Source organism: Pseudomonas nitroreducens, from assembly GCF_010994165.1.
In the GTDB taxonomy this organism is placed as follows: Bacteria; Pseudomonadota; Gammaproteobacteria; order Pseudomonadales; family Pseudomonadaceae; genus Pseudomonas; species Pseudomonas nitroreducens.
The window spans coordinates 480,370-499,334 of record NZ_WMBX01000004.1 but is presented as its reverse complement, the minus strand read 5'-3'; the positions used below and the strand labels follow the sequence as shown (position 1 = coordinate 499,334).

Genomic DNA, 18,965 nt, shown 5'->3' with positions numbered 1-18,965 from the left:
ACGCCAGCGCCGCTCAATCGTCGGCACGCAGGCGATCCAGGCGCAGGCGCTCGCGCGGGTCGGTGAGCCGCCACAGCGACAGGTACACCGCGCCCAGCGCGGCGATGAATCCGGCGCCGGCGAGCAGGAACATCAGCAGGATCTGGTAGCGCGCGGCGTCCAGTGGGTCCATGCCGGCGAGTATCTGACCGGTCATGATGCCCGGAAGGGTGATGATACCGGCGGCAGCCATCTGGTTCAGGGTGGGGATCAGCCCGGTGTAGAGCGCGCGGCGAATCAGTCCGCTGAGCGCGGTATGGCGGTCGGCGCCCAGGGCCAGGCGCGCTTCGATGGCCGCCCGCTCGCGGGTGACGCTGGCGAACACCTGGTTCAGCGCCAGGCTGGCGGCGTTCATCGCCGTGCCGAGGATGATACCCACCAGCGGAATGGCGTGGCGCGCGTCGTACCAGGGCGTCGGGCGCAGGCTGCCGGCGAGGGCGAACAGGGCGATGCCCAGGGTGGCGATACCGACCGCGCCGCCGCCGATGCCCAGGTGCCAGAAGCCGGTCAGTCGCCGCCGCTGCCGCGAGCCGACCTCGAAGGTCGCCGCGCCCAGCATGACGGCGACCACCAGCGCCGTCAGCCAGGGCGAAGACAGCGCAAATACCTGGCGCAGGAACAGACCGACCAGTACCAACTGCACCACCAGGCGTGCAGCGGAAACCAGCAGCGTGCGTTGCAGGCCCAGGCGCAGCGCCCAGGACAGCGCCGCCGCCGCAAGGATCAGCAGCGCCGCCAGGGCCAGTTCCGGCACGCTCAATTGCAGCGGTGTCATGGGTGTCGCTCCGTCAGTCCGTCGTGGTCCAGGTGCAGTTGCCGCTCGCCGAGACGTTGCGCCTGGCCGACATCGTGGGTCACCACCAGCAGGCCCATGCCTTGCGCCTTGACCGCCAGCAACAGGCGTTCGACCTGTTCGCGATTGTCCGGGTCCAGCGCGGCGGTGGGTTCGTCCAGCAGCAGGAAGTGCGGGCGTTGCACCAGTGCGCGCAATAGCGCCAGGCGCTGTCGCTCGCCGGTGGACAGGTGCGCGACCTGGGCCTGCAGCCTCGCGGGATCGAGATTGAGCTGCGGGAGCAGCCGGCTTACGCCGTCGAGATCGGTGAAGTGCGCGGCGACGTCGTCTTCCCACCAGCCGGATTCGGCCGGTACGTAGGTCACCCACCGCCGCCAGACATGGGCCGGCTGGCTCTCGCGGTTCACCCCGCCGAGGCTGATCGCGCCCTGGTTCGGGTCGAGATCGGCGAGCATGCGCAGCAGCAGGCTCTTGCCGATGCCCGACGGGCCGCTGAGGACCGTGCAGTGGCCGGGTTCCAGGTCGAGATCGAAGGGCCCGCTGAGCGCGCCGCGCAGGCCGCGGGCGCTCAACGTGCCGACAGGAAAGGGAGAGAGGTCCATGGAAATGCCTACGCGATCGTGACGCTGGCGAGGATAGCGCAGCGTCGCGGGTCACCGCAGAAACGACAAGGCCCGGCGTATGCCGGGCCTTGTGGATAAAAAGCCCCGGAGAGTGTGCGCCGGGGCCTGGGCAAGGAGCCCAATCAGTCGGTGGTGATCTTCGAGTGCTTCTGGGTGTCCTTCATGGTCACGTAGACCAGCAGCGAGCAGGCGATGCACGCGGTGACGTACCAGTAGAAGCCGCTCTCCATGCCGATGCTCTTGAACCACAGCGCCACGTACTCGGCGGTGCCGCCGAAGATGGACACGGTCAGCGCGTACGGCAGGCCCACGCCCAGGGCGCGGATCTCGGTGGGGAACAGCTCGGCCTTCACCACGGCGTTGATCGAGGTGTAGCCGCTGACGATGACCAGCGCGGCCATGATCAGGAAGAACGCGCCCCACCAGGTGTCGATGGTGTGCAGGGTGCTGAGGATCGGGTAGGTGAACACGGTGCCCAGCACGCCGAAGGCGATCAGGATCGGGCGACGGCCGATCTTGTCCGACAGCGCGCCGACGATGGGCTGCAGCAGCATGAAGAGGAACAGCGTGGCCGCCGAGATCATGGTCGAGTCGTTCTTGCTCATGCCCACGGTGTTCACCAGGTACTTCTGCATGTACGTGGTGTAGGTGTAGAAGGCCAGCGTACCGCCCATGGTCAGGCCGACCACGGTCAGGACTTCCTTGGGATGACGGAACAGGGTGCGGATCAGGCTTTCCTTGGGCTCGTCCTTCTTGGTGCTGAAGGATTCGGTCTCTTCCATGCCGCGACGCAGGAACATGGCTACGACCGCGCACAGTGCGCCGATGAAGAACGGAATACGCCAGCCCCAGCTTTCCAACTGCTCGACGGTCAGGGTCTGCTGCAGCACGATCAGTACCGCCAGGGCGATGAGCTGGCCGGAGATCAGGGTCACGTACTGGAAGCTGGAGAAGAAGCCGCGCTGCTCCTTGTTGGCCATCTCGCTCAGGTAGGTTGCGGAAGTGCCGTATTCGCCGCCGACCGACAGGCCCTGCAGCAGGCGCGCGAGCACCAGCAGGATCGGTGCGCCGACGCCGATGGTTTCATAGCTGGGGGTCAGGGCGATGATCAGCGAGCCGAAGCACATCAGCAGGACCGAGGCCAGCAGGGCGGCCTTGCGGCCCTTGCGGTCGGCATAGATACCCATCAGCCAGCCGCCGATCGGGCGCATCAGGAAGCCCACGGCGAAGATCGCGGCGGTGTTCAGCAGCTGGGCGGTCATGTCGCCCTGGGGGAAGAATGCCTTGGCGAAGTACAGCGAGAAGGCGGCGTAGACGTACCAGTCGTACCACTCGACCAGATTGCCGACCGAGCCACTGAAGATCGACTTGATGCGCTGGGAAGTCGTGCGGGGTGCGGCAGAAGCGGAGACGGCGCTTGCGCTATCCATGGGTATTCCTCTTGTCGTTGTTGTCGTCAGGCGTGCGGACTACGGGTTACGTCACGCCGGCGCGCCGCGAGGGCGGCGCAGTGCCGAGGGCGATAGCAGGCACCGTGCCAAGGCCAGAAAGCCGCGTGGCACTAGGGGCTTGTCTATTTATGGGGTGGCGACGGCAGGCGAAGCGGCGCCGATTGGCGGGGAAGTTGAGCGGAAATCCGCCGATAGGTGGGCGCCTGTAGAAGGGCGCTTCAGCTTCGTCTGGGGGGCTCAGCCAATCGCGGACGGACTCCGCTCCCACGCGGGGTCAGGCTTTGGGCGGGAGCGGACTTCGTCCGCAATCGGTACCCGCCAGCACGGCCTACCGCTGGCGGAACAAATCCCCCGGCGTAAACCCGAACAGTCCCTTGAACGACGCGATATAGGCCGAGGTGGAGTCGTACCCGCAGTCCAGCGCCGCCGCCGTAACACTGTTGCCGGCCTCCAGCGAGCCGAGGGAGGCGAGCAGGCGCTGGCGCTGGCGCCACAGGCGGAAGGTCATGCCGGTCTCGCGCTGGAACAGCCGCGACAAGGTCTTCTCCGACGTACCGATGCGCTGCGCCCAGTCACCCAGGGTATGGCTGTCGGTGGGGTGGTCGATCAGCGTCTGGCACAACTGCAGCAGCCGTCCCTCCTGTGGCATCGGCAGGGAGAAGGCGACCTCCGGCAGGTGGCGCAGCTGGTCCAGGAGTACTTCCACCAGCCGCGATTCGGCACTGTCGCCCTGTGGATAATCCACCGGCAGCTCGCAGAAGCTCTTGACCAGCTCGCGCGCCAGCGGCGTCACCTCCAGCACCCGGCAGCGGTCCGGCGCCCAACGGCAGGCGTCGTCGCGGATGTACAGGCTGCGCATTTCCGCCTGGGTCGAGGTCACCACCTCATGGTCAAGGAAGGCCGGAATCCAGATGGCCCGCTGCGGCGGGGCAAAGAAGCTGCCTTCGGCCGTGTGTACACCCAGTACGCCGGTGATGGCATAGGACAGCTGCACCCACGCGTGGTGGTGCCGGCTGGTCCAGGAGCCCGCGCGTAGCCGCTCGGCACGCGCGTAGACTGGCCGCGGCAGGCGGTCGAGCACCGGAATCAGGCGTTGTAGCTCGGGGGGTTGTCCTTTCATCGGTACATCTTTGGAAAGTGTCGCTGATGGCCAAAGTCTGGCAGGCCAGCCCTGGAGCCTCAAGCACGGCGCCTGGCTGTGCCGGGAAACCGCAGTGTCCAGTGCCCTCGGCGGCGGCGCAAAAGCGAGACCGCCCGGCGGCCCGAGTCAACCTGACAGGTGTAGTCGATGCTCTTGTCTGGCATCATCCGCGCCCGGAAAAACGCGTGGTGTGCACCGAGGGCTGTTGGGTAGATTTCCCACAAGAGACTTGTATACATAATTTGTGTTGATTCGTTTCAACACAGGTTGCCCATGTATCCAATCTGCCGGTTAGTGGTTGCCATTCCTGTGCTTGCCGATGGCGCGATGCCCTTGAATCAGGCGAAGTTGTCCTGTGGGTCAAGAAATGGCCCGACCCGTGCACCTGCGTCTTCTCTGCCAAAGGAGCGGATCCCGAGGGGTTCGTCATAAAAATGGAACATCTGGTCAGGATTGGCTCCAATCTTGCTTTTCCTCGCCAGGCCTGACCGACCGGACAGGTTCCACCGACAATTAAAAAACGCAACACGACTGCACTGATTAGGAGCAACGCATGACTCGCACTCTCGCATCCCTGCTGCTCGCCGGCGGGCTGCTCGCGGCCGGGCAGGCCATGGCTGGCGGTGAAGACCTGACCCCGGCTCCGGCATCCAATGACGGCCCGCTGATCTGGCACAACGAAAGCCTGACCTACCTGTGGGGCAAGAACTTCAAGGTAGACCCGCCGATCCAGCAGACCTTCACCTTCGAGAGCGCGAGCGCCTGGACCTGGGGTGACATCTGGTTCTTCGTCGACCAGATCAACTACAACGGCAAGGAAAGCGCCACCAACGGCAAGAACACCTACTACGGCGAGTTCAGCCCGCGCCTGTCGTTCGGCAAGATCACCGGCACCGACCTGTCCTTCGGCCCGATCAAGGACGTGCTGCTGGCCAGCACCTACGAGTTCGGCGAAGGCGACGTGGAGTCCTACCTGCTCGGCCCGGGCTTCGACCTGGCGCTGCCGGGCTTCGATTACTTCCAGCTGAACTTCTACTACCGCAAGCCCGACGGCAACCGCGTGCCGTCCGGTGCCTGGCAGATCACCCCGGCCTGGGCCATCACCTTCCCGGTGGGCAACTCCAACATCCTGTTCGACGGCTTCATGGACTGGGTCGTGAACAACAAGGACGCCAGCTCCAGCCGCCGCAACCAGTCGGATTACCACGCCAACCTGCACTTCAACCCGCAGGTGAAGTACGACCTGGGCAAGGCCATGGGTTACGAGGCCAAGCACCTGTACGTCGGTATCGAGTACGACTACTGGTCCGACAAGTACGGCATCAAGGACTCGCAGTTCTTCACCACCGACCAGAACACCGTCAGCGCACTGGTCAAGTACCACTTCTGATGTCACGACTCACCCCGCCGCCTGGCGGGGTGGTTCTTTCTGATGCCGCCGCTGCACCTTTCGTAGATTGTCCCGCAAAAACTTCGGAAATTGCCGACATTCCGAACAGCTGCGCCCCAATTGGTCGAGGCGCTGCGCTGCTCTAGCTTTGTCTCTCTTTAGCTTCACCAAGGAGATGTGAGCCATGAAGAAACTGTTGATCGCGACCATCGTCGCGAGCATATGCACCCCCGTGCTGGCAGCGCCACTCGGGCATCCGAGCATTCCTCCCACTGAGCTCCACGACAGGACGCACGCGGGCGGCTTCTACCAGGACGTGGTAACGCACACGCAGCCAGCAGCTCCCGAGGAGCCAGCGCGGGAAGAAAAGGCTGTGGTCGCCACGACCGAATGCCAACCGTTGTGGGGCGGCGGCAAGCAGGATGACCAGGCGGCTGAGCAGGCGCGCCAGGATGATCAGGATGCCAGGCAGCGCGGTGTCGCGGTTGTGCCGGTTCCGGACGGTTGCGCGGGGCTGGGTCTTGCTCGTCCGCTCTACGGCAATATGTCGGTAGGTGCTGCCGTCGGTATCGGCGCCGCCATCGTCGCCGTCGGTGCTGCCATCGGCAACCATGGTGGCGGCGGGCACCACAGCTCTTCCGGCACCACTGGCACAACCCGCTAACCACAGTGCCTCCGGTCTGTGCCGGGGGCATTGCTGTCTCAAGGCTGGAACCGGCCGCTGCCCGCAGGCCGGTTCCCAGCTTTTTCCTTGTTGCGCTTGAATCCCGCTACCCGCCTGGGTTATCCATGCAGCGCCACCGCTCAATGCACGGATATCCCGCATGACCCTCCAGGTACCCGCCCATACCGCACCCAACGGCGAAAAGCCCGCCGGCCGCATTCGCCAGAAGAACGAGGAAGCCATCCTCGCCGCCGCCGAGGAGGAGTTCGCTCGCCACGGCTTCAAGGGCACCAGCATGAACACCATCGCCCAGCGCGTCGGCCTGCCCAAGGCCAACCTGCACTACTACTTCAGCAACAAGCTGGGGCTGTACGTAGCGGTGCTGAGCAACATCCTCGAACTGTGGGACAGCACCTTCAACCACCTCACCGTGGATGATGACCCCGCGGTGGCCCTGGCCACCTATATCCGCGCCAAGATGGAATTCTCCCGCCGCTACCCGCAGGCCTCGCGGGTCTTCGCCATGGAGATCATCAGTGGTGGCGAATGCCTCTCCGAACACTTCAGCCAGGACTACCGCACCTGGTTCGCCGGCCGCGCCGCCGTGTTCCAGGCCTGGATCGAGGCCGGCAAGATGGACGCCGTGGACCCGGTGCACCTGATCTTCCTGATCTGGAGCAGCACCCAGCACTACGCCGACTTCGCCACCCAGATCGGCTTCGTCACCGGTCGCAAGCGCATGTCCAAACAGGACTTCAGCGACGCCAGCGACAACCTCATCCGCATCATCCTCAAGGGTTGCGGGCTGACGCCGCCGTCGACCTCGGCATGAGTTTCACCCTGGCCGGCCTCGCCCGCTACGAAGAAGACATCCGCAAGAGCCGCTTCCAGTGCGTGGCCGCACCTATTGCCAGCGAGGCCGAGGCCCAGGCCTTCCTCGCCGCGCACCGGGACGCCAGTGCCGGGCACAACTGCTGGGCGTGGAAGCTGGGCAACCAGTACCGCTTCAGCGACGACGGTGAGCCCGGCGGTACCGCCGGCCGGCCCATGCTGGTGGCCATCGAAGGGCAGGACATGGACCGTGTGGTCGTCGTGGTCAGCCGCTGGTTCGGCGGCATCAAGCTCGGTACCGGCGGCCTGGCTCGCGCCTATGGGGGCTGCGCAGCGAAATGCCTGCAGGACGCCGAGCGGGTCGAACTGGTGCCCAGCAGCCGGCTGGCCTTCGATTGCACCTTCGCCGAGCATGCGTTGTTCAAGGCGCGAGTCCTTGCGCTCGGTGCCAGCATCGAGGACGAAACCTTCGGTGGGGAGGGCGTGCAGGTGACGGCGGTCCTGCCGACCACCCAGATCGAGCCGTTGCAGAAGCTGCTCGGTGACCTCAGCCGCGGTCGTATCCGGGCGCGCTTGCTGGACGCCTGATTCTTCTCCCCAAATCCCGTGGAACCACCTGTGGATAACCTGTGGCAGGTCGGCTCCTGCCTGCGCCGTCCGGAGGCTGCAGGGCATCGCTCATTTTCTGAGCAATTCGTCGCCGGCCTGTTGAGCAAAATATGAACAAGCTGTGGAAAAGATGTGGATGAATTGCGCCGGAAACGCCGCTCGGGATCACTCCTGACCATTCGGTAAATTATTCACTGGATTGATGCAGGGCTTGCGGGGCCTGGGCTCGGGCATTTTGCCGGATGGTCGGGCGGAGCCCGGCCGGCTGGGGGCAAGTCTCTGGACAATCTGTGGGCAACGTGTGGGCAAGGTGTCTCGTCGTTGAGACACATCGTGAGTTTATCGGCCGTCATCCACCGCCAGCCTTGGCGAAAAGCCTGCCGCTTCGCTTTGAAAACCTGTGGGTAACTCTGGGGAAAAGGCGCCGGCGCATGGCCGGCGCCTGCGCCTTCAAAGGCGGAACTGCGCCATCTGTCGCGCCAGGTCGTCGGCCAGGCTGCGCAGCTCGCGGCATTGCTCGCGGCCATGCTGCACTTCGCGGGTGGTGGCGTGGGCGAGATCGGCGATGCCCTGCACGTTGCGGTTGATCTCCTCGGTCACCGCCGATTGCTCCTCGGTGGCCGTGGCGACCTGGTGGTTGATGTCGCTGATGCGCTCCACCTGGTCGGCGATGGCGCCCAGGGAAGCGCCGGCCTGTTCGCTGGCCGCCAGGCTCTGCCCGGTGGTCTGCTGGCTGGATTGCATCGAGCGCACTGCGGCCTCCGCGCCGCCCTTCAGGCGCTGGATGATCGTGAGGATTTCGTCGGTGGAGCCCTGGGTTCGGCTGGCCAGCGTGCGTACCTCATCGGCGACCACGGCGAAGCCACGGCCCAGTTCGCCGGCGCGCGCCGCCTCGATGGCGGCGTTGAGGGCAAGCAGGTTGGTCTGCTCGGAGACGCCGCGGATCACTGCCAGCACCTGGTCGATGCTCGCCACCTGCCCGGCCAGTTCGCCGACCGCGCCGGCCGCCTCGCCGATCTCCCCGGACATGCGCTGGCCGACCTGCAGCGAGCCGCCGACCACCCGCCGCGCTTCGCCGGCTTCGTCGCGCGCCTGCTGCGATGCGCTGGCCGCCTGCTCGGCGTTGCGGGCGATTTCCTGCACCGTGCTGCCCATCTCGTTCACTGCCGTGGCGACCATGTCGGTCATTTCCTGCTGGCGGCCGGCACGGTCGGCGGTGTTGTCCACCACCTGCGCCACTTCGCCGACGGTGCGCAGCAGTTGCTGGCTGGTGCCAAGCACGGCACTGATCAGCGCGCGCTGGCCTTCGAGGAAGCGGTTGAAGCCGCGCGCGAGGTCGCCCAGTTCGTCCGCGCGGCTGTCGTCCAGGCGGCGGGTGAGGTCACCACCGCCACCGCCGATCTCCAGCAGCGCACTGGTCACCTGGCGGATCGGCCTGGCGAGGCTGCGCGCCATGAGTACCACCAGCGCCAGGCAGAGCAGGGCGACCACTGCTCCGGCGAGGCCGGAGAAGGCCAGCGCCTCGCGGGCGTCGGCATAGATTTCCGCCTCCGGCACTTCGCTCACCAGGGTCCAGCCCAGGTCATGCAGCGGCAGGCTGGCCGCGAGGTAGGCCTCGCCGTTGCGTTCGAAGCGAGCGCTGTGGAAACCCTGCTGGCCGAGCAGTGCGCTCGCCGCGCCGGGCCCGATCAGGTCGCCCAGGCTGCGCCCTTTGGGCAGCGTGGCGTCGGGATGGATCTGTACCTGGCCGTCGTTCTTCACCAGGTACACGCGGCCGGACTGGCCGAAGCGGAAATCGCTGATCAGCGTCGACAGTTCGCGCATCTCCAGGCCCAGGCCGGCGATGCCGAGCAGCTTGCCGTCGCGCTCCACACGCTGGTCGATGAACAGCGCCAGTTCGCCGGTGCTGCCGTCGGTGTCGATGTTCCACATGCGCGGCTTGCCGCTGTCGATGAACTGGAAGTACCAGCTGTCCTTCGGCTCGCTGCGGCTCAGCGTGCGTTCCTTGCCCTTGTCGCTGTAGTAGGCGCCGCTGGCGTTGGAGGTGATCAGCGCGGAGAAGGCCTTCTGCGAGGCGCGGATGCCGCCCAGATAGCGGGTGAACTCGGCCAGTTGCGCGGGGCTTTCGCCGGCGGCCAGCCAGTCCTGCACCAGGGTGTTGTCGGCGATGCCGGCCGCTGCGGTGATGGGGCCGGTGAGGCGCTTCTCGAAGTCATTGGCAATCGCCTGGATGCTCGCGGGCAGCGCCTGTTCGAGCAGGTAGCGCTCGCTCAGGCGGTTGACCAGCACGGCATAGAGGCCCAGGACGATGAGCAGGCTGATGAGCAGGGCGGCGCCCATGCTGAGGATGAGCTGGGTCTGGATACTTCGCAGGCGCATTTTCTTGTTTTCCTCCGGACGCACAACGAAACGCCCGCCGGGCGGCGGGCGAAGAGACGGGGTCGTTGAGTGTATCGGCGGCAGCGGGAAAAACTGTTGTCCCACTGGTCAGGTTTTTGCGTCCGCTGGCGTGTCGCCGCACGCACCTTCGCTACATAGCGCGGCCCATTCCACGCCTTCGCGCGTCTGCCGGGCAGGGGCGTCCTGGTGATAACGGGCGATGACCTGGGCGGCGACCGAGATGGCCACTTCCAGCGGGCGTTTGCCGGGCACTTCGCCAAGACCGATGGGGCAATGCATCTGCTCGATCAGCTGCGGTGGATAACCGTGCTGCTCCAGCCTCATCTGGAAGCGCCGCGCCTTGGTGCGCGAGCCGATCATGCCGAGAAAGCCGGCGTCGCCGCGCTTGAGCACGGCTTCGGCAATGGCGTAATCCAGTGGATGGTTGTGGGTCATGACCAGGAAGTAGCTGCCCGGCGGCGCTTCGTGCACGGCGTCCTCGGGTTCCTCCAGCAGGCGCATGCGCACGCCGTCAGGGACGGCTTTGGGAAGTTCCGCCGCGCGGCTGTCCACCCATTCCAGGCGCAACGGCAAACCTGCCAGCAATGGCGCGAGGGCGCGGCCGACGTGCCCCGCGCCGAACAGCACGACCTGCGGTCCACGCGCGGCAAAACACTCGAACAGCAGGCTGGCGCGCCCACCGCAGCACTGGCCCAGCCGCGCGCCGAGGGGAAAGTGTTCCAGCGCCTGGCGATCCTTGCCGGCCAGCAGCAACTGGCGGGCGTGCTCGATGGCAGCGAACTCCAGGTGACCGCCGCCGATGGTGTCGAAGATTTCCCCGGCGGTGACCAGCATCTTGCTGCCGGACTCGCGGGGCGTGGAGCCCTGCACGCCGATCACGGTGATCAGCACGTAGCCCTCGGCGCTGTCGCGCAGGCGGGCGACGGCGTCCATCCAGGTTCGGGTCATGCTCGGTTCTCCTGGCGCATCGCCTCGCAGGCCCAGAGTACCCGCTCTGGTGTCGCCGGTGTATCCAGGTCGGGGCTCAGGCGGTAATCCGCGAGGCTGGCGATGGCGTCGCGCAGCGCCGACCACACCGAGATCGCCAGCATGAACGGCGGCTCGCCCACGGCCTTGGACAAGTACACGCTGTCCTCCTCGTTGGGGCGCTCGAACAGTGCCACGCGGAAGTCTTCCGGCGTGTCGCTCACCGCCGGAATCTTGTAGGTCGCCGGCCCCACCGTGAGCAGCTTGCCCGCATCGTCCCAGCGCAGTTCCTCGGTGGTCAGCCAGCCCATGCCCTGGATGAAGCCACCCTCGATCTGGCCGATGTCGATGGCCGGGTTAACGCTGCGGCCGACGTCATGGAGGATGTCCACGCGCAGTACGCGGTACTCGCCGGTCAGCGTGTCCACTTCCACCTCGGACACCGCCGCGCCGTAGGCGAAGTAGAAGAACGGATGGCCCTGGCCCTTCTCGCGGTCGTAGAAGATTTTCGGCGTGCGGTAGAAACCGGTGGCGGAAAGCTGGATGCGCGCGAAGTAGGCAGCCTGGATGGCCTCGACGAAGTCGAGGTGCCGGGTTCCCACCGTTATGCCGCCGTGTTCGAAACGTACTTCCTGCGGCTTCACCTCGTCGCGTTCGGCAAGGAAGTCGACCAGCCGTTTCTTCAGCGTCCGCGCCGCATCGCGGGCAGCCATGCCATTGAGATCGGTGCCGCTGGAAGCGGCAGTGGGCGAGGTGTTGGGCACCTTGTCGGTGCGCGTGGCGGTGATCACCACGCGCTCCAGCGGTACCTGGAATTCCTCGGCGACAATCTGCGCGACCTTGGTGTTCAGGCCCTGGCCCATCTCGGTGCCGCCGTGGTTCAGCTGGATGCTGCCGTCGGTGTAGAGGTGGATCAGCGCGCCGGCCTGGTTCAGGTGCTGCGCGGTGAAGGAGATGCCGAATTTCACCGGTGTCAGGGCGAGGCCTTTCTTCAGCACTGGGCTCCGCGTGTTGAAGTCATGGATCGCCAAGCGGCGCGCGGCGTAGTCGCTGCTCGTTTCCAGGCGCGCGATCAGCTCGCCCAGCAGGTTGTGCTCGACCTTCTGGTGGTAGGGCGTCAGCTCGCGCCCCATTCCTCCGTAGAGGTTGAGCTTGCGCACATCGAGCGGGTCCTTGCCCACCGCGCGGGCGATGTCGTCCATGGCGCGCTCGATGACCATCATCCCCTGCGGCCCGCCGAAGCCGCGGAAGGCGGTGTGCGAGACGATGTTGGTGAAGCTGCGGTAGCCGGAGATGGCCACGTCGGGGATGAAGTAGGCGTTGTCGGCGTGGAACATCGCGCGGTCGACGATGGCGTCGGAGAGGTCCGGCGAATGGCCGCAATCGCCCACCACTTCCAGCTGCGCGGCGAGCAACCGGCCTTCTTCGTCGAAGCCGACGCGGTAGCGGTTGTGAAAGGGGTGGCGCTTGCCGGTCAGGCGCATGTCGTCGGCGCGTGGCAGGCGCAGCTTCACCGCTTGTCCGGTCTTGCGGGCGAGCAGCGCGGCGAGGCAGGCGAAGGGCGCGGCCTGGGTTTCCTTGCCGCCGAAGCCGCCGCCCATGCGCCGCACTTCCACGGTGACCTTGGCCAACGGGATCGCCAGTACCTCGGCCACCAGTTTCTGTACTTCGCTGGGGTGCTGGCTGGAGGTGTGCACCAGCATGCCGCCGTCGTCGCCGGGGAGTGCCAGCGAAGCCTGGCCTTCGAGGTAGAAATGCTCCTGGCCGCCGATGAACTGGCGGGCTTCCAGCCGGTGCGGGGCTTTCTCCAGCGCCGTTTGCGCATCGCCCCGGCGCATGTGGTGCGGTGGGCGTACGAAGCGTTCCTCGGCCTTTGCCTTGAGCGGATCGATCAGCGGGTCTTCCTGCGCGTATTCGACCTTCGCCAGGCGTACCGCCCGGCGTGCCTGGATCAGGCTGTGCGCCGCGACGGCGAACAGTGCTTGCCCGTGGTACTTCACCCGCTCGCCGGCCAGCAACGGGTCGCCGGGGAACACCGGGCCGATGTCGGTGTGGCCGGGCACGTCGTCCAGGGTCAGCACGGCCACTACGCCGGGGGCGCTTCGCACCGCGTCGAGGTCGAGGGAAAGAACGGCGCCGCAGGCAATTTCCGTGACGCCGACGGCGGCGTGCAGCAGGTCGCGCGGCTCCTTCAGGTCGTCCACGTAGCGCGCGGCGCCGCTGACGTGCAGCGCTGCGCTGTCGTGTTCGCGGGGCTGGCCCGCACTGTGGATGGCGACCGCGACGCCATTGCTGGCCAGCGGTGGCAGGCTACGCATGGCGCACCTCCGCGGCGTTGTCGGACCATTCCAGTAGTGCGCGCTGCAGCAGGTTCTGCGCCACCTTCAGGCGATAGGCGGCGCTGGCGCGCAGGTCGTCGATGGGCTGGAAATCCTCCGGGATCGCGGCCTGCGCCGCAACGACGGCCGCTGTGTCGAATGGCTTGCCGCGCAGCGCCGATTCGGTCCGCAGGCCGCGCAGGGTCGTGGCCGCCATGCCGCCGCAGGCGAGGCGCACGTCGGTGACGATGGCGTTGTCATCGAGGTCCAGTCGCAGCGCCATGCACACGGCGGAAATGTCGTCGTCGCGGCGTTTGGACACCTTGTCGACGCGGAACCGCTGGTGGCTGCCCAGGCGCGGGATCAGCACCGCTTCGATGTACTCGCCGGGCTGCAGGACGGTCTTGCGATAGCCGGTGAAGAATCCATCGACAGGCACCTCGCGAACGGCTCCCGACTGGCGCAGGCGCAACGTCGCATCCAGGGCCAGCAATACCGGCGGCATGTCGCCGATGGGCGAGGCGTTGGCGATGTTGCCGCCCAGGGTGCCGCGCTGGCGGATCTGCAGGGAGCCGAGGCGTTCCAGCAAGGCGCTCACGCCAGGGAATTCGTCCAGTGCAGCGAGGCAATCGGCATAGGGGCGCGCGGCACCGATCAGCAGGTGGTCGGCATGGCGTTCCAGGCGTTGCAGTTCGTCGACGCGGTCGAGGTGGATGAGCGCCGTGAACGCTTTGAGGTTCTGCGTCGCTTCAAGCGCCAGGTCGGTGCCGCCGGCGATCAGCCGCGCCTGCGGATGGCGCTGAAGCAAGTCGTCCAATTCGTCCAGCGAACCGGGCAACCAGGCCTGCGCCGTGCCTTCGCAAAGGGCGCCGGCTGTGGAGATGTCCCGCAGGCGGGCGACCGTCAGGGCACTGTTCTGCTCGAAGCTGTCCAGGCACGGCTGTCCGGCGATCTGCGCGGCGGCATCGAGGATCGGCCGGTAGCCGGTGCAGCGGCACAGGTTGCCCGAAAGTGCCGTCAGCGCCGTCTCGCGGCTATGTGGCGGCGGTGAATGGTGCCAGGCGAACAGCGACATGACGATGCCGGGTGTGCAGAAGCCGCACTGCGAGCCGTGGCAATCGACCATGGCCTGCTGGACCGGGTGCAGCGCGCCGGGTTCGCCCAGGTGCTCAACGGTCAGCACCTGGCGTCCGTGGACCGCCCCGAGCAATGTGATGCAGGCGTTCACCGCACGGTAGCGCAAGGCTTCGCCCTCGGGCTCGGCGAGCACCACGGTACAGGCGCCGCAGTCGCCCGAGGCGCAGCCCTCCTTGGTGCCGGTGCGGGCGCGGTGGATGCGCAGGTAGTCGAGCAGGCTGGTCTCGGGCGCGAACCCGTCGGCCTGGACTGCTTCTTCGCCGAGCAGGAACTGGATCATCGGGAGTCCTCGTCGTCATGCGTGCGGCGTGCCGCTTCGCGAAGGCTGACCGGAACGGGCGAGAACCCTGCGTTAGCGGCCCACGCAAACAAGCATAGGCGCGTGGGCGGGCAGGGCAAAAAAGCAGGGGCTGGCAAGGCAGGGCGAGGCACCGTACGTCGCGTTTGCCGTTGCCCTCGAGCGGCTTTCGCGCCAAGGTGTGAAGACCGGTGCAAGCCGCCGGACTCGGGGGGAGGGCTTGAAGCCGCCAGGCAGAGCCCTTGAAGCGGGAATTCAGGTGTAGGATCCCGCGTTTCGCTTGATAGGAAACTTCTTCCTTTTATAGCTATCCTCATAGAAATACTCAATATTCCTAATGCCCTAAATCAATGGGCCTTTTTTGTCATCAGACGATAATCTTCTACCTGTCGAATTTCTAACGATCGACCCACTCGATTAAACGACAACTCTCTACGAGGAATTGCCTAATGAACCTGATCAACACCCAAGTCCAACCGTTCAAGGTCAACGCTTTCCACAATGGCAAGTTCATCGAAGTCACCGAGCAGTCCCTGAAGGGCAAGTGGTCGGTACTGATCTTCATGCCGGCAGCCTTCACCTTCAACTGCCCGACCGAGATCGAAGACGCCGCCAACAACTACGCTGCGTTCCGTGACGCTGGTACCGAGGTTTACATCGTGACCACCGACACCCACTTCTCCCACAAGGTGTGGCACGAAACCTCCCCGGCTGTTGGCAAGGCTCAGTTCCCGCTGATCGGCGACCCTACCCACCAGCTGACCAACGCTTTCGGCGTGCACATCCCGGAAGAAGGCCTGGCCCTGCGCGGCACCTTCGTGATCAACCCGGAAGGCGTGATCAAGACCGTCGAAATCCACTCCAACGAGATCGCTCGTGACGTCGGCGAGACCCTGCGCAAGCTGAAAGCTGCCCAGTACACCGCCGCTCACCCGGGCGAAGTCTGCCCGGCCAAGTGGAAAGAAGGCGAGAAGACCCTGGCTCCGTCCCTGGACCTGGTCGGCAAGATCTAAGAACGGCCGGGAAGCGGCTGCGCGGCAGCTCCTGCCGCGCAACCACCGGGCGCCCGCCCACAGCGCTTCCCCCACCGTTTTGCAGTACCCCGAGGATGCCTACCGGCATCCTCCCTACCTAAAGCCAAAAGCGTGCGTAGGGTGGGCCAGAAGGCTCGCCGGGGAACCCCTTTGCTCAAATTCCGAGGATCTGGATCATGTTGGACGCCACTCTTAAAACCCAGTTGAAGGCCTACCTGGAAAAGGTTCAGCAGCCGTTCGAGATCGTCGCTTCCCTCGATGACAGCGACAAATCCCGCGAACTGAGCGAACTGCTGCACGACATCGTCGGCCTGACCGACAAGATCACCCTGCGAGAAGATGGCAGCGACGCCCGCAAGCCGTCGTTCTCGCTGAACCGCCCGGGGGCGAACATCGGCCTGACTTTCGCCGGTATCCCCATGGGCCACGAATTCACTTCCCTGGTGCTGGCGCTGCTGCAGGTCGGCGGCCACCCGTCCAAGCTCGAGGCCGACGTGATCGAGCAGGTCAAGGGCGTGCAGGGAACGTTCGAGTTCGAAACCTACTTCTCGCTGTCCTGCCAGAACTGCCCGGACGTGGTGCAGGCGCTGAACCTGATGGCCGTGCTCAACCCGAACATCCGCCACGTCGCCATCGACGGCGCGCTGTTCCAGGATGAAGTCGAGCAGCGCCAGATCATGTCGGTGCCGAGCATCTACCTGAACGGCGAAGTGTTCAGCCAGGGCCGCATGGGCGTGGAAGAAATCCTCGCCAAGATCGACACCGGCGCCGCTGCCCGCGAAGCCGAGAAGCTGTCGGCCAAGGAAGAGTTCGACGTCCTGGTCGTCGGCGGTGGCCCGGCCGGCGCTGCGGCTGCGATCTACGCCGCCCGCAAGGGCATCCGCACCGGCGTTGCCGCCGAGCGTTTCGGCGGCCAGGTGCTGGACACCATGGCCATCGAGAACTTCATCTCGGTGACCGAGACCGAAGGCCCGAAACTGGCGCGCCAGCTCGAAGAGCACGTCAAGCACTATGACGTCGACATCATGAACCTGCAGCGCGCCAGCGCGCTGATTCCGGCCAAGAGCGTCGGCGGCCTGCACGAAGTGCAGTTCGAGGGCGGCGGCAGCCTGAAGGCCAAGTCCGTGATCCTGGCCACCGGCGCCCGCTGGCGCGAAATGGGCGTGCCGGGCGAGAAGGAGTACAAGGCCAAGGGCGTGTGCTTCTGCCCGCACTGCGATGGCCCGCTGTTCAAGGGCAAGCGCGTGGCGGTGATCGGCGGCGGCAACTCCGGCGTCGAAGCGGCCATCGACCTGGCCGGTATCGTCTCCCACGTGACCCTGCTGGAGTTCGACAGCAAGCTGCGCGCCGACGCCGTGCTGCAGCGCAAGCTGTTCAGCCTGCCGAACGTGGACGTGATTACCAGCGCGCTGACCAGCGAAGTGAAAGGCGATGGCCAGAAGGTCACCGGCCTGGTCTACAAGGACCGCAACTCGGAAGAGTTCAAGTCCATCGACCTGGAAGGCATTTTCGTGCAGATCGGCCTGCTGCCCAACAGCGAATGGCTCAAAGGCACCATTGAGCTGAGCCCGCGTGGCGAGATCATCGTCGACGCCCGTGGTGAAACCTCGCTGCCCGGCATCTTCGCCGCCGGCGACGTGACCACCGTACCGTACAAGCAGATCGTGATCGCGGTCGGCGAAGGCGCCAAGGCGTCGCTTTCCGCCTTCGATCACCTGATCCGCTCCTCCGCGCCAGCCTGATGACCTCGCGCTAGAGAAAGAAACGCCCGGCTCACGAGAGTGAGTCGGGCGTTTTCTTTTGTGCGGAATTTGCCGGACTCTCAGAGAATCGGCGACACCAGCCGCGCCACCCGCATCCCCAGTTGCTGCAGCCGGTGCACGCGCCTGCGGTCGTCCAGGGTCATCTCCACCGACTGGGCGAAGTCCTCTTCCAGCATGGCTTCCACGTCGCGGGCGAAGCCTTCGTCGACGGTGATCACCATGATCTCGAAGTTCAGGCGGAAGGAGCGGTTGTCCAGGTTGGCGCTGCCCACCGCGGCGCTGTCGTGGTCGATCAGCACCACCTTCTGGTGCAGGAACCCCGGCTGGTAGCGGAACACCCGCACGCCAGCACGCACGGCCTCCAGGGCGTAGAGGCTGGAGGCGGCGTAGACCGTCTTGTGGTCCGGCCGCGAGGGCAACAGGATGCGCACATCCACGCCGCGCAGCACCGCCAGGCGCAAGGCAGCAGCGACGGCTTCGTCCGGGACGAAGTAGGGCGTGGTGATCCACACCCGCTCAACCGCCGCGTTGATCGATTCGACGAAGAACAGCGAGCAGGTTTCCTGGGGGTCCGCCGGGCCGCTGGGAACGACCTGGCAAAGCATCCCGGCATCGTCGTAGCCATCGGGCAGGATCAGCGTCGGCAGGGTATGGGTGGCCCAGAACCAGTCCTCGGCGAAACATTCCTGCAGGCACGCCACCGCCGGCCCGCGCAGTTCGATGTGAGTATCGCGCCAGGGCGCCAGCGGCGGCTTCTCGCCCAGGTATTCGACGCCGACGTTGTGCCCGCCGACGAAGCCGCGCAGGCCATCGACGACCACTATCTTGCGATGGTTGCGGAAGTTCACCTGGAAGCGATTGATCATCCCGCTGCCGGTGCTGAACGCATGCACCTGCACGCCGCCCTGGCGCAGCTTGTCGATATAGCGGCGCGGCAGCGCGTGGCTACCGATGCCGTCGTACAGCAGGAACACGTCGACGCCATTCGCCGCGCGCTCCAGCAGCAGCTGCGCCAGGCGCTGGCCGAGGGCGTCGTCGCGGATGATGAAGAACTGCACCAGCACGACTTTCTTTGCCGCCGAGATGGCTTCGAACATCGCATCGAAGGACGCCTTGCCGTTCGCCAGCAGGCGCACCTCGTTGTTCGCCAGCGTCGGCATGCGCGCCAGCCCGACCATCGCCTTGAGCGCCTTGTAGCCATCGTACTGGCGGGCGGCGAGCGCCTCTTCCACCCAGGGGCGCCAGTCCAGCTCGGCGGCGGCCACGTGCATCTCCTCGTTGGCTTGCCGGCGCGCGCCGATGTAGGCGTCGAAGCGGCTACGGCCGAAGACCAGGTAGGGCACCAGGGTCAGCAGCGGCATGAATACCAGCGAGGTCGCCCAGGCAATGGCACCCTGCGCGGTGCGCACGCTGAGCACGGCATGGACCGCAGCGATGATCCCGAGCAACTGGACCACCACCAGGAAGTGGGCGATGTAGGCGGAGTAATGCATGGGCGCGCGATCGGT

Annotated in this window: 15 protein-coding genes and 1 pseudogene; 6 read left to right on the top strand and 10 right to left on the bottom strand. The window is 65.9% G+C overall.

Going from position 1 to position 18,965, the window contains the following annotated elements; genetic code table 11:
- Positions 1-13: 13 nt before the first annotated feature.
- The 4 genes from GJV37_RS19905 to GJV37_RS19890 all read right to left on the bottom strand — a co-directional run bounded on the left by GJV37_RS19905 (position 14) and on the right by GJV37_RS19890 (position 4,026).
- Positions 14-814 (bottom strand): ABC transporter permease, encoded by an 801-nt coding sequence (locus GJV37_RS19905; RefSeq protein ID WP_024766259.1) that lies wholly within the window; start codon positions 812-814, stop codon positions 14-16.
- Positions 811-1,434, bottom strand: a complete 624-nt coding sequence (locus GJV37_RS19900; RefSeq protein WP_170858100.1) for an ABC transporter ATP-binding protein — start codon at positions 1,432-1,434, stop codon at positions 811-813. The genes GJV37_RS19905 and GJV37_RS19900 overlap by 4 nt, the downstream gene beginning before the upstream one ends.
- 143 nt (positions 1,435-1,577) lie before the next feature.
- A complete protein-coding gene (locus GJV37_RS19895) occupies positions 1,578-2,885 on the bottom strand; it encodes an MFS transporter (RefSeq protein ID WP_024766261.1) in 1,308 nt (435 codons plus the stop codon).
- Between the two features lie 349 nt (positions 2,886-3,234).
- Entirely contained in the window at positions 3,235-4,026 is a 792-nt protein-coding gene (locus tag GJV37_RS19890; protein WP_084358440.1) for an AraC family transcriptional regulator, read from the bottom strand.
- Between the two features lie 574 nt (positions 4,027-4,600).
- On the opposite strand from GJV37_RS19890, the gene GJV37_RS19885 reads away from it, so the two are divergent.
- The 4 genes from GJV37_RS19885 (at position 4,601) to GJV37_RS19870 (ending at position 7,520) form a co-directional block, all read left to right on the top strand.
- Positions 4,601-5,437 (top strand): outer membrane protein OmpK, encoded by an 837-nt coding sequence (locus GJV37_RS19885; protein WP_193452876.1) that lies wholly within the window; start codon positions 4,601-4,603, stop codon positions 5,435-5,437.
- A 184-nt stretch (positions 5,438-5,621) separates the two neighbouring features.
- A complete protein-coding gene (locus GJV37_RS19880; protein WP_024766264.1) occupies positions 5,622-6,101 on the top strand; it encodes a hypothetical protein in 480 nt (159 codons plus the stop codon).
- 160 nt (positions 6,102-6,261) lie between these two features.
- Positions 6,262-6,933: a TetR/AcrR family transcriptional regulator gene (locus tag GJV37_RS19875; RefSeq protein ID WP_169889227.1), complete on the top strand. Its 672-nt coding sequence runs from the start codon at positions 6,262-6,264 to the stop codon at positions 6,931-6,933.
- On the top strand, positions 6,930-7,520 hold the full coding sequence (locus GJV37_RS19870; protein ID WP_170858099.1) for an IMPACT family protein: 591 nt from the start codon (positions 6,930-6,932) through the stop codon (positions 7,518-7,520). The genes GJV37_RS19875 and GJV37_RS19870 overlap by 4 nt, the downstream gene beginning before the upstream one ends.
- 471 nt (positions 7,521-7,991) lie before the next feature.
- Here the strand turns inward: GJV37_RS19870 and GJV37_RS29860 are convergent, their stop codons facing one another.
- From GJV37_RS29860 to xdhA, 5 genes and pseudogenes are all read right to left on the bottom strand, one after another.
- Positions 7,992-8,720: a methyl-accepting chemotaxis protein gene (locus GJV37_RS29860; RefSeq protein ID WP_420875883.1), complete on the bottom strand. Its 729-nt coding sequence runs from the start codon at positions 8,718-8,720 to the stop codon at positions 7,992-7,994.
- Between the two features lie 138 nt (positions 8,721-8,858).
- A pseudogene (locus GJV37_RS29855) lies at positions 8,859-9,881 on the bottom strand (HAMP domain-containing protein); the annotation flags it as partial.
- A gap of 147 nt (positions 9,882-10,028) precedes the next feature.
- Positions 10,029-10,889 carry a xanthine dehydrogenase accessory protein XdhC gene (xdhC, locus tag GJV37_RS19860; RefSeq protein ID WP_193452875.1) on the bottom strand — a complete coding sequence of 287 codons (861 nt, stop codon included), beginning with the start codon at positions 10,887-10,889 and terminating at the stop codon, positions 10,029-10,031.
- The gene (xdhB, locus tag GJV37_RS19855; protein ID WP_170858096.1) at positions 10,886-13,225 is read right to left on the bottom strand and encodes a xanthine dehydrogenase molybdopterin binding subunit; all 2,340 of its coding nucleotides are present in this window, start codon (positions 13,223-13,225) and stop codon (positions 10,886-10,888) included. Before xdhB ends, xdhC begins: the two co-directional genes overlap by 4 nt.
- Entirely contained in the window at positions 13,218-14,642 is a 1,425-nt protein-coding gene (xdhA, locus tag GJV37_RS19850) for a xanthine dehydrogenase small subunit (RefSeq protein WP_170858095.1), read from the bottom strand. Before xdhA ends, xdhB begins: the two co-directional genes overlap by 8 nt.
- A gap of 467 nt (positions 14,643-15,109) precedes the next feature.
- On the opposite strand from xdhA, the gene ahpC reads away from it, so the two are divergent.
- Together ahpC and ahpF are read left to right on the top strand one after the other, a co-directional pair.
- The gene (gene ahpC / locus GJV37_RS19845) at positions 15,110-15,673 is read left to right on the top strand and encodes an alkyl hydroperoxide reductase subunit C (RefSeq protein ID WP_037016170.1); all 564 of its coding nucleotides are present in this window, start codon (positions 15,110-15,112) and stop codon (positions 15,671-15,673) included.
- 197 nt (positions 15,674-15,870) lie between these two features.
- Positions 15,871-17,436: an alkyl hydroperoxide reductase subunit F gene (gene ahpF / locus GJV37_RS19840; protein ID WP_024766271.1), complete on the top strand. Its 1,566-nt coding sequence runs from the start codon at positions 15,871-15,873 to the stop codon at positions 17,434-17,436.
- Positions 17,437-17,516: 80 nt separating this feature from the next.
- Here ahpF and cls read toward each other — a convergent pair whose 3' ends face one another.
- Positions 17,517-18,950 (bottom strand): cardiolipin synthase, encoded by a 1,434-nt coding sequence (gene cls, locus GJV37_RS19835; RefSeq protein WP_024766272.1) that lies wholly within the window; start codon positions 18,948-18,950, stop codon positions 17,517-17,519.
- Positions 18,951-18,965: the final 15 nt, after the last annotated feature.

Bases quoted from the DNA above. Each gene is read 5' to 3' on its own strand.
- GJV37_RS19905 (WP_024766259.1), bottom strand. From the start codon at position 814: ATGACACCGCTGCAATTGAGCGTGCCGGAACTGGCCCTGGCGGCGCTG.
- GJV37_RS19900 (WP_170858100.1), bottom strand. From the start codon at position 1,434: ATGGACCTCTCTCCCTTTCCTGTCGGCACGTTGAGCGCCCGCGGCCTG.
- GJV37_RS19895 (WP_024766261.1), bottom strand. From the start codon at position 2,885: ATGGATAGCGCAAGCGCCGTCTCCGCTTCTGCCGCACCCCGCACGACT.
- GJV37_RS19890 (WP_084358440.1), bottom strand. From the start codon at position 4,026: ATGAAAGGACAACCCCCCGAGCTACAACGCCTGATTCCGGTGCTCGAC.
- GJV37_RS19885 (WP_193452876.1), top strand. From the start codon at position 4,601: ATGACTCGCACTCTCGCATCCCTGCTGCTCGCCGGCGGGCTGCTCGCG.
- GJV37_RS19880 (WP_024766264.1), top strand. From the start codon at position 5,622: ATGAAGAAACTGTTGATCGCGACCATCGTCGCGAGCATATGCACCCCC.
- GJV37_RS19875 (WP_169889227.1), top strand. From the start codon at position 6,262: ATGACCCTCCAGGTACCCGCCCATACCGCACCCAACGGCGAAAAGCCC.
- GJV37_RS19870 (WP_170858099.1), top strand. From the start codon at position 6,930: ATGAGTTTCACCCTGGCCGGCCTCGCCCGCTACGAAGAAGACATCCGC.
- GJV37_RS29860 (WP_420875883.1), bottom strand. From the start codon at position 8,720: ATGGTCGCCACGGCAGTGAACGAGATGGGCAGCACGGTGCAGGAAATC.
- xdhC (WP_193452875.1), bottom strand. From the start codon at position 10,889: ATGACCCGAACCTGGATGGACGCCGTCGCCCGCCTGCGCGACAGCGCC.
- xdhB (WP_170858096.1), bottom strand. From the start codon at position 13,225: ATGCGTAGCCTGCCACCGCTGGCCAGCAATGGCGTCGCGGTCGCCATC.
- xdhA (WP_170858095.1), bottom strand. From the start codon at position 14,642: ATGATCCAGTTCCTGCTCGGCGAAGAAGCAGTCCAGGCCGACGGGTTC.
- ahpC (WP_037016170.1), top strand. From the start codon at position 15,110: ATGAACCTGATCAACACCCAAGTCCAACCGTTCAAGGTCAACGCTTTC.
- ahpF (WP_024766271.1), top strand. From the start codon at position 15,871: ATGTTGGACGCCACTCTTAAAACCCAGTTGAAGGCCTACCTGGAAAAG.
- cls (WP_024766272.1), bottom strand. From the start codon at position 18,950: ATGCATTACTCCGCCTACATCGCCCACTTCCTGGTGGTGGTCCAGTTG.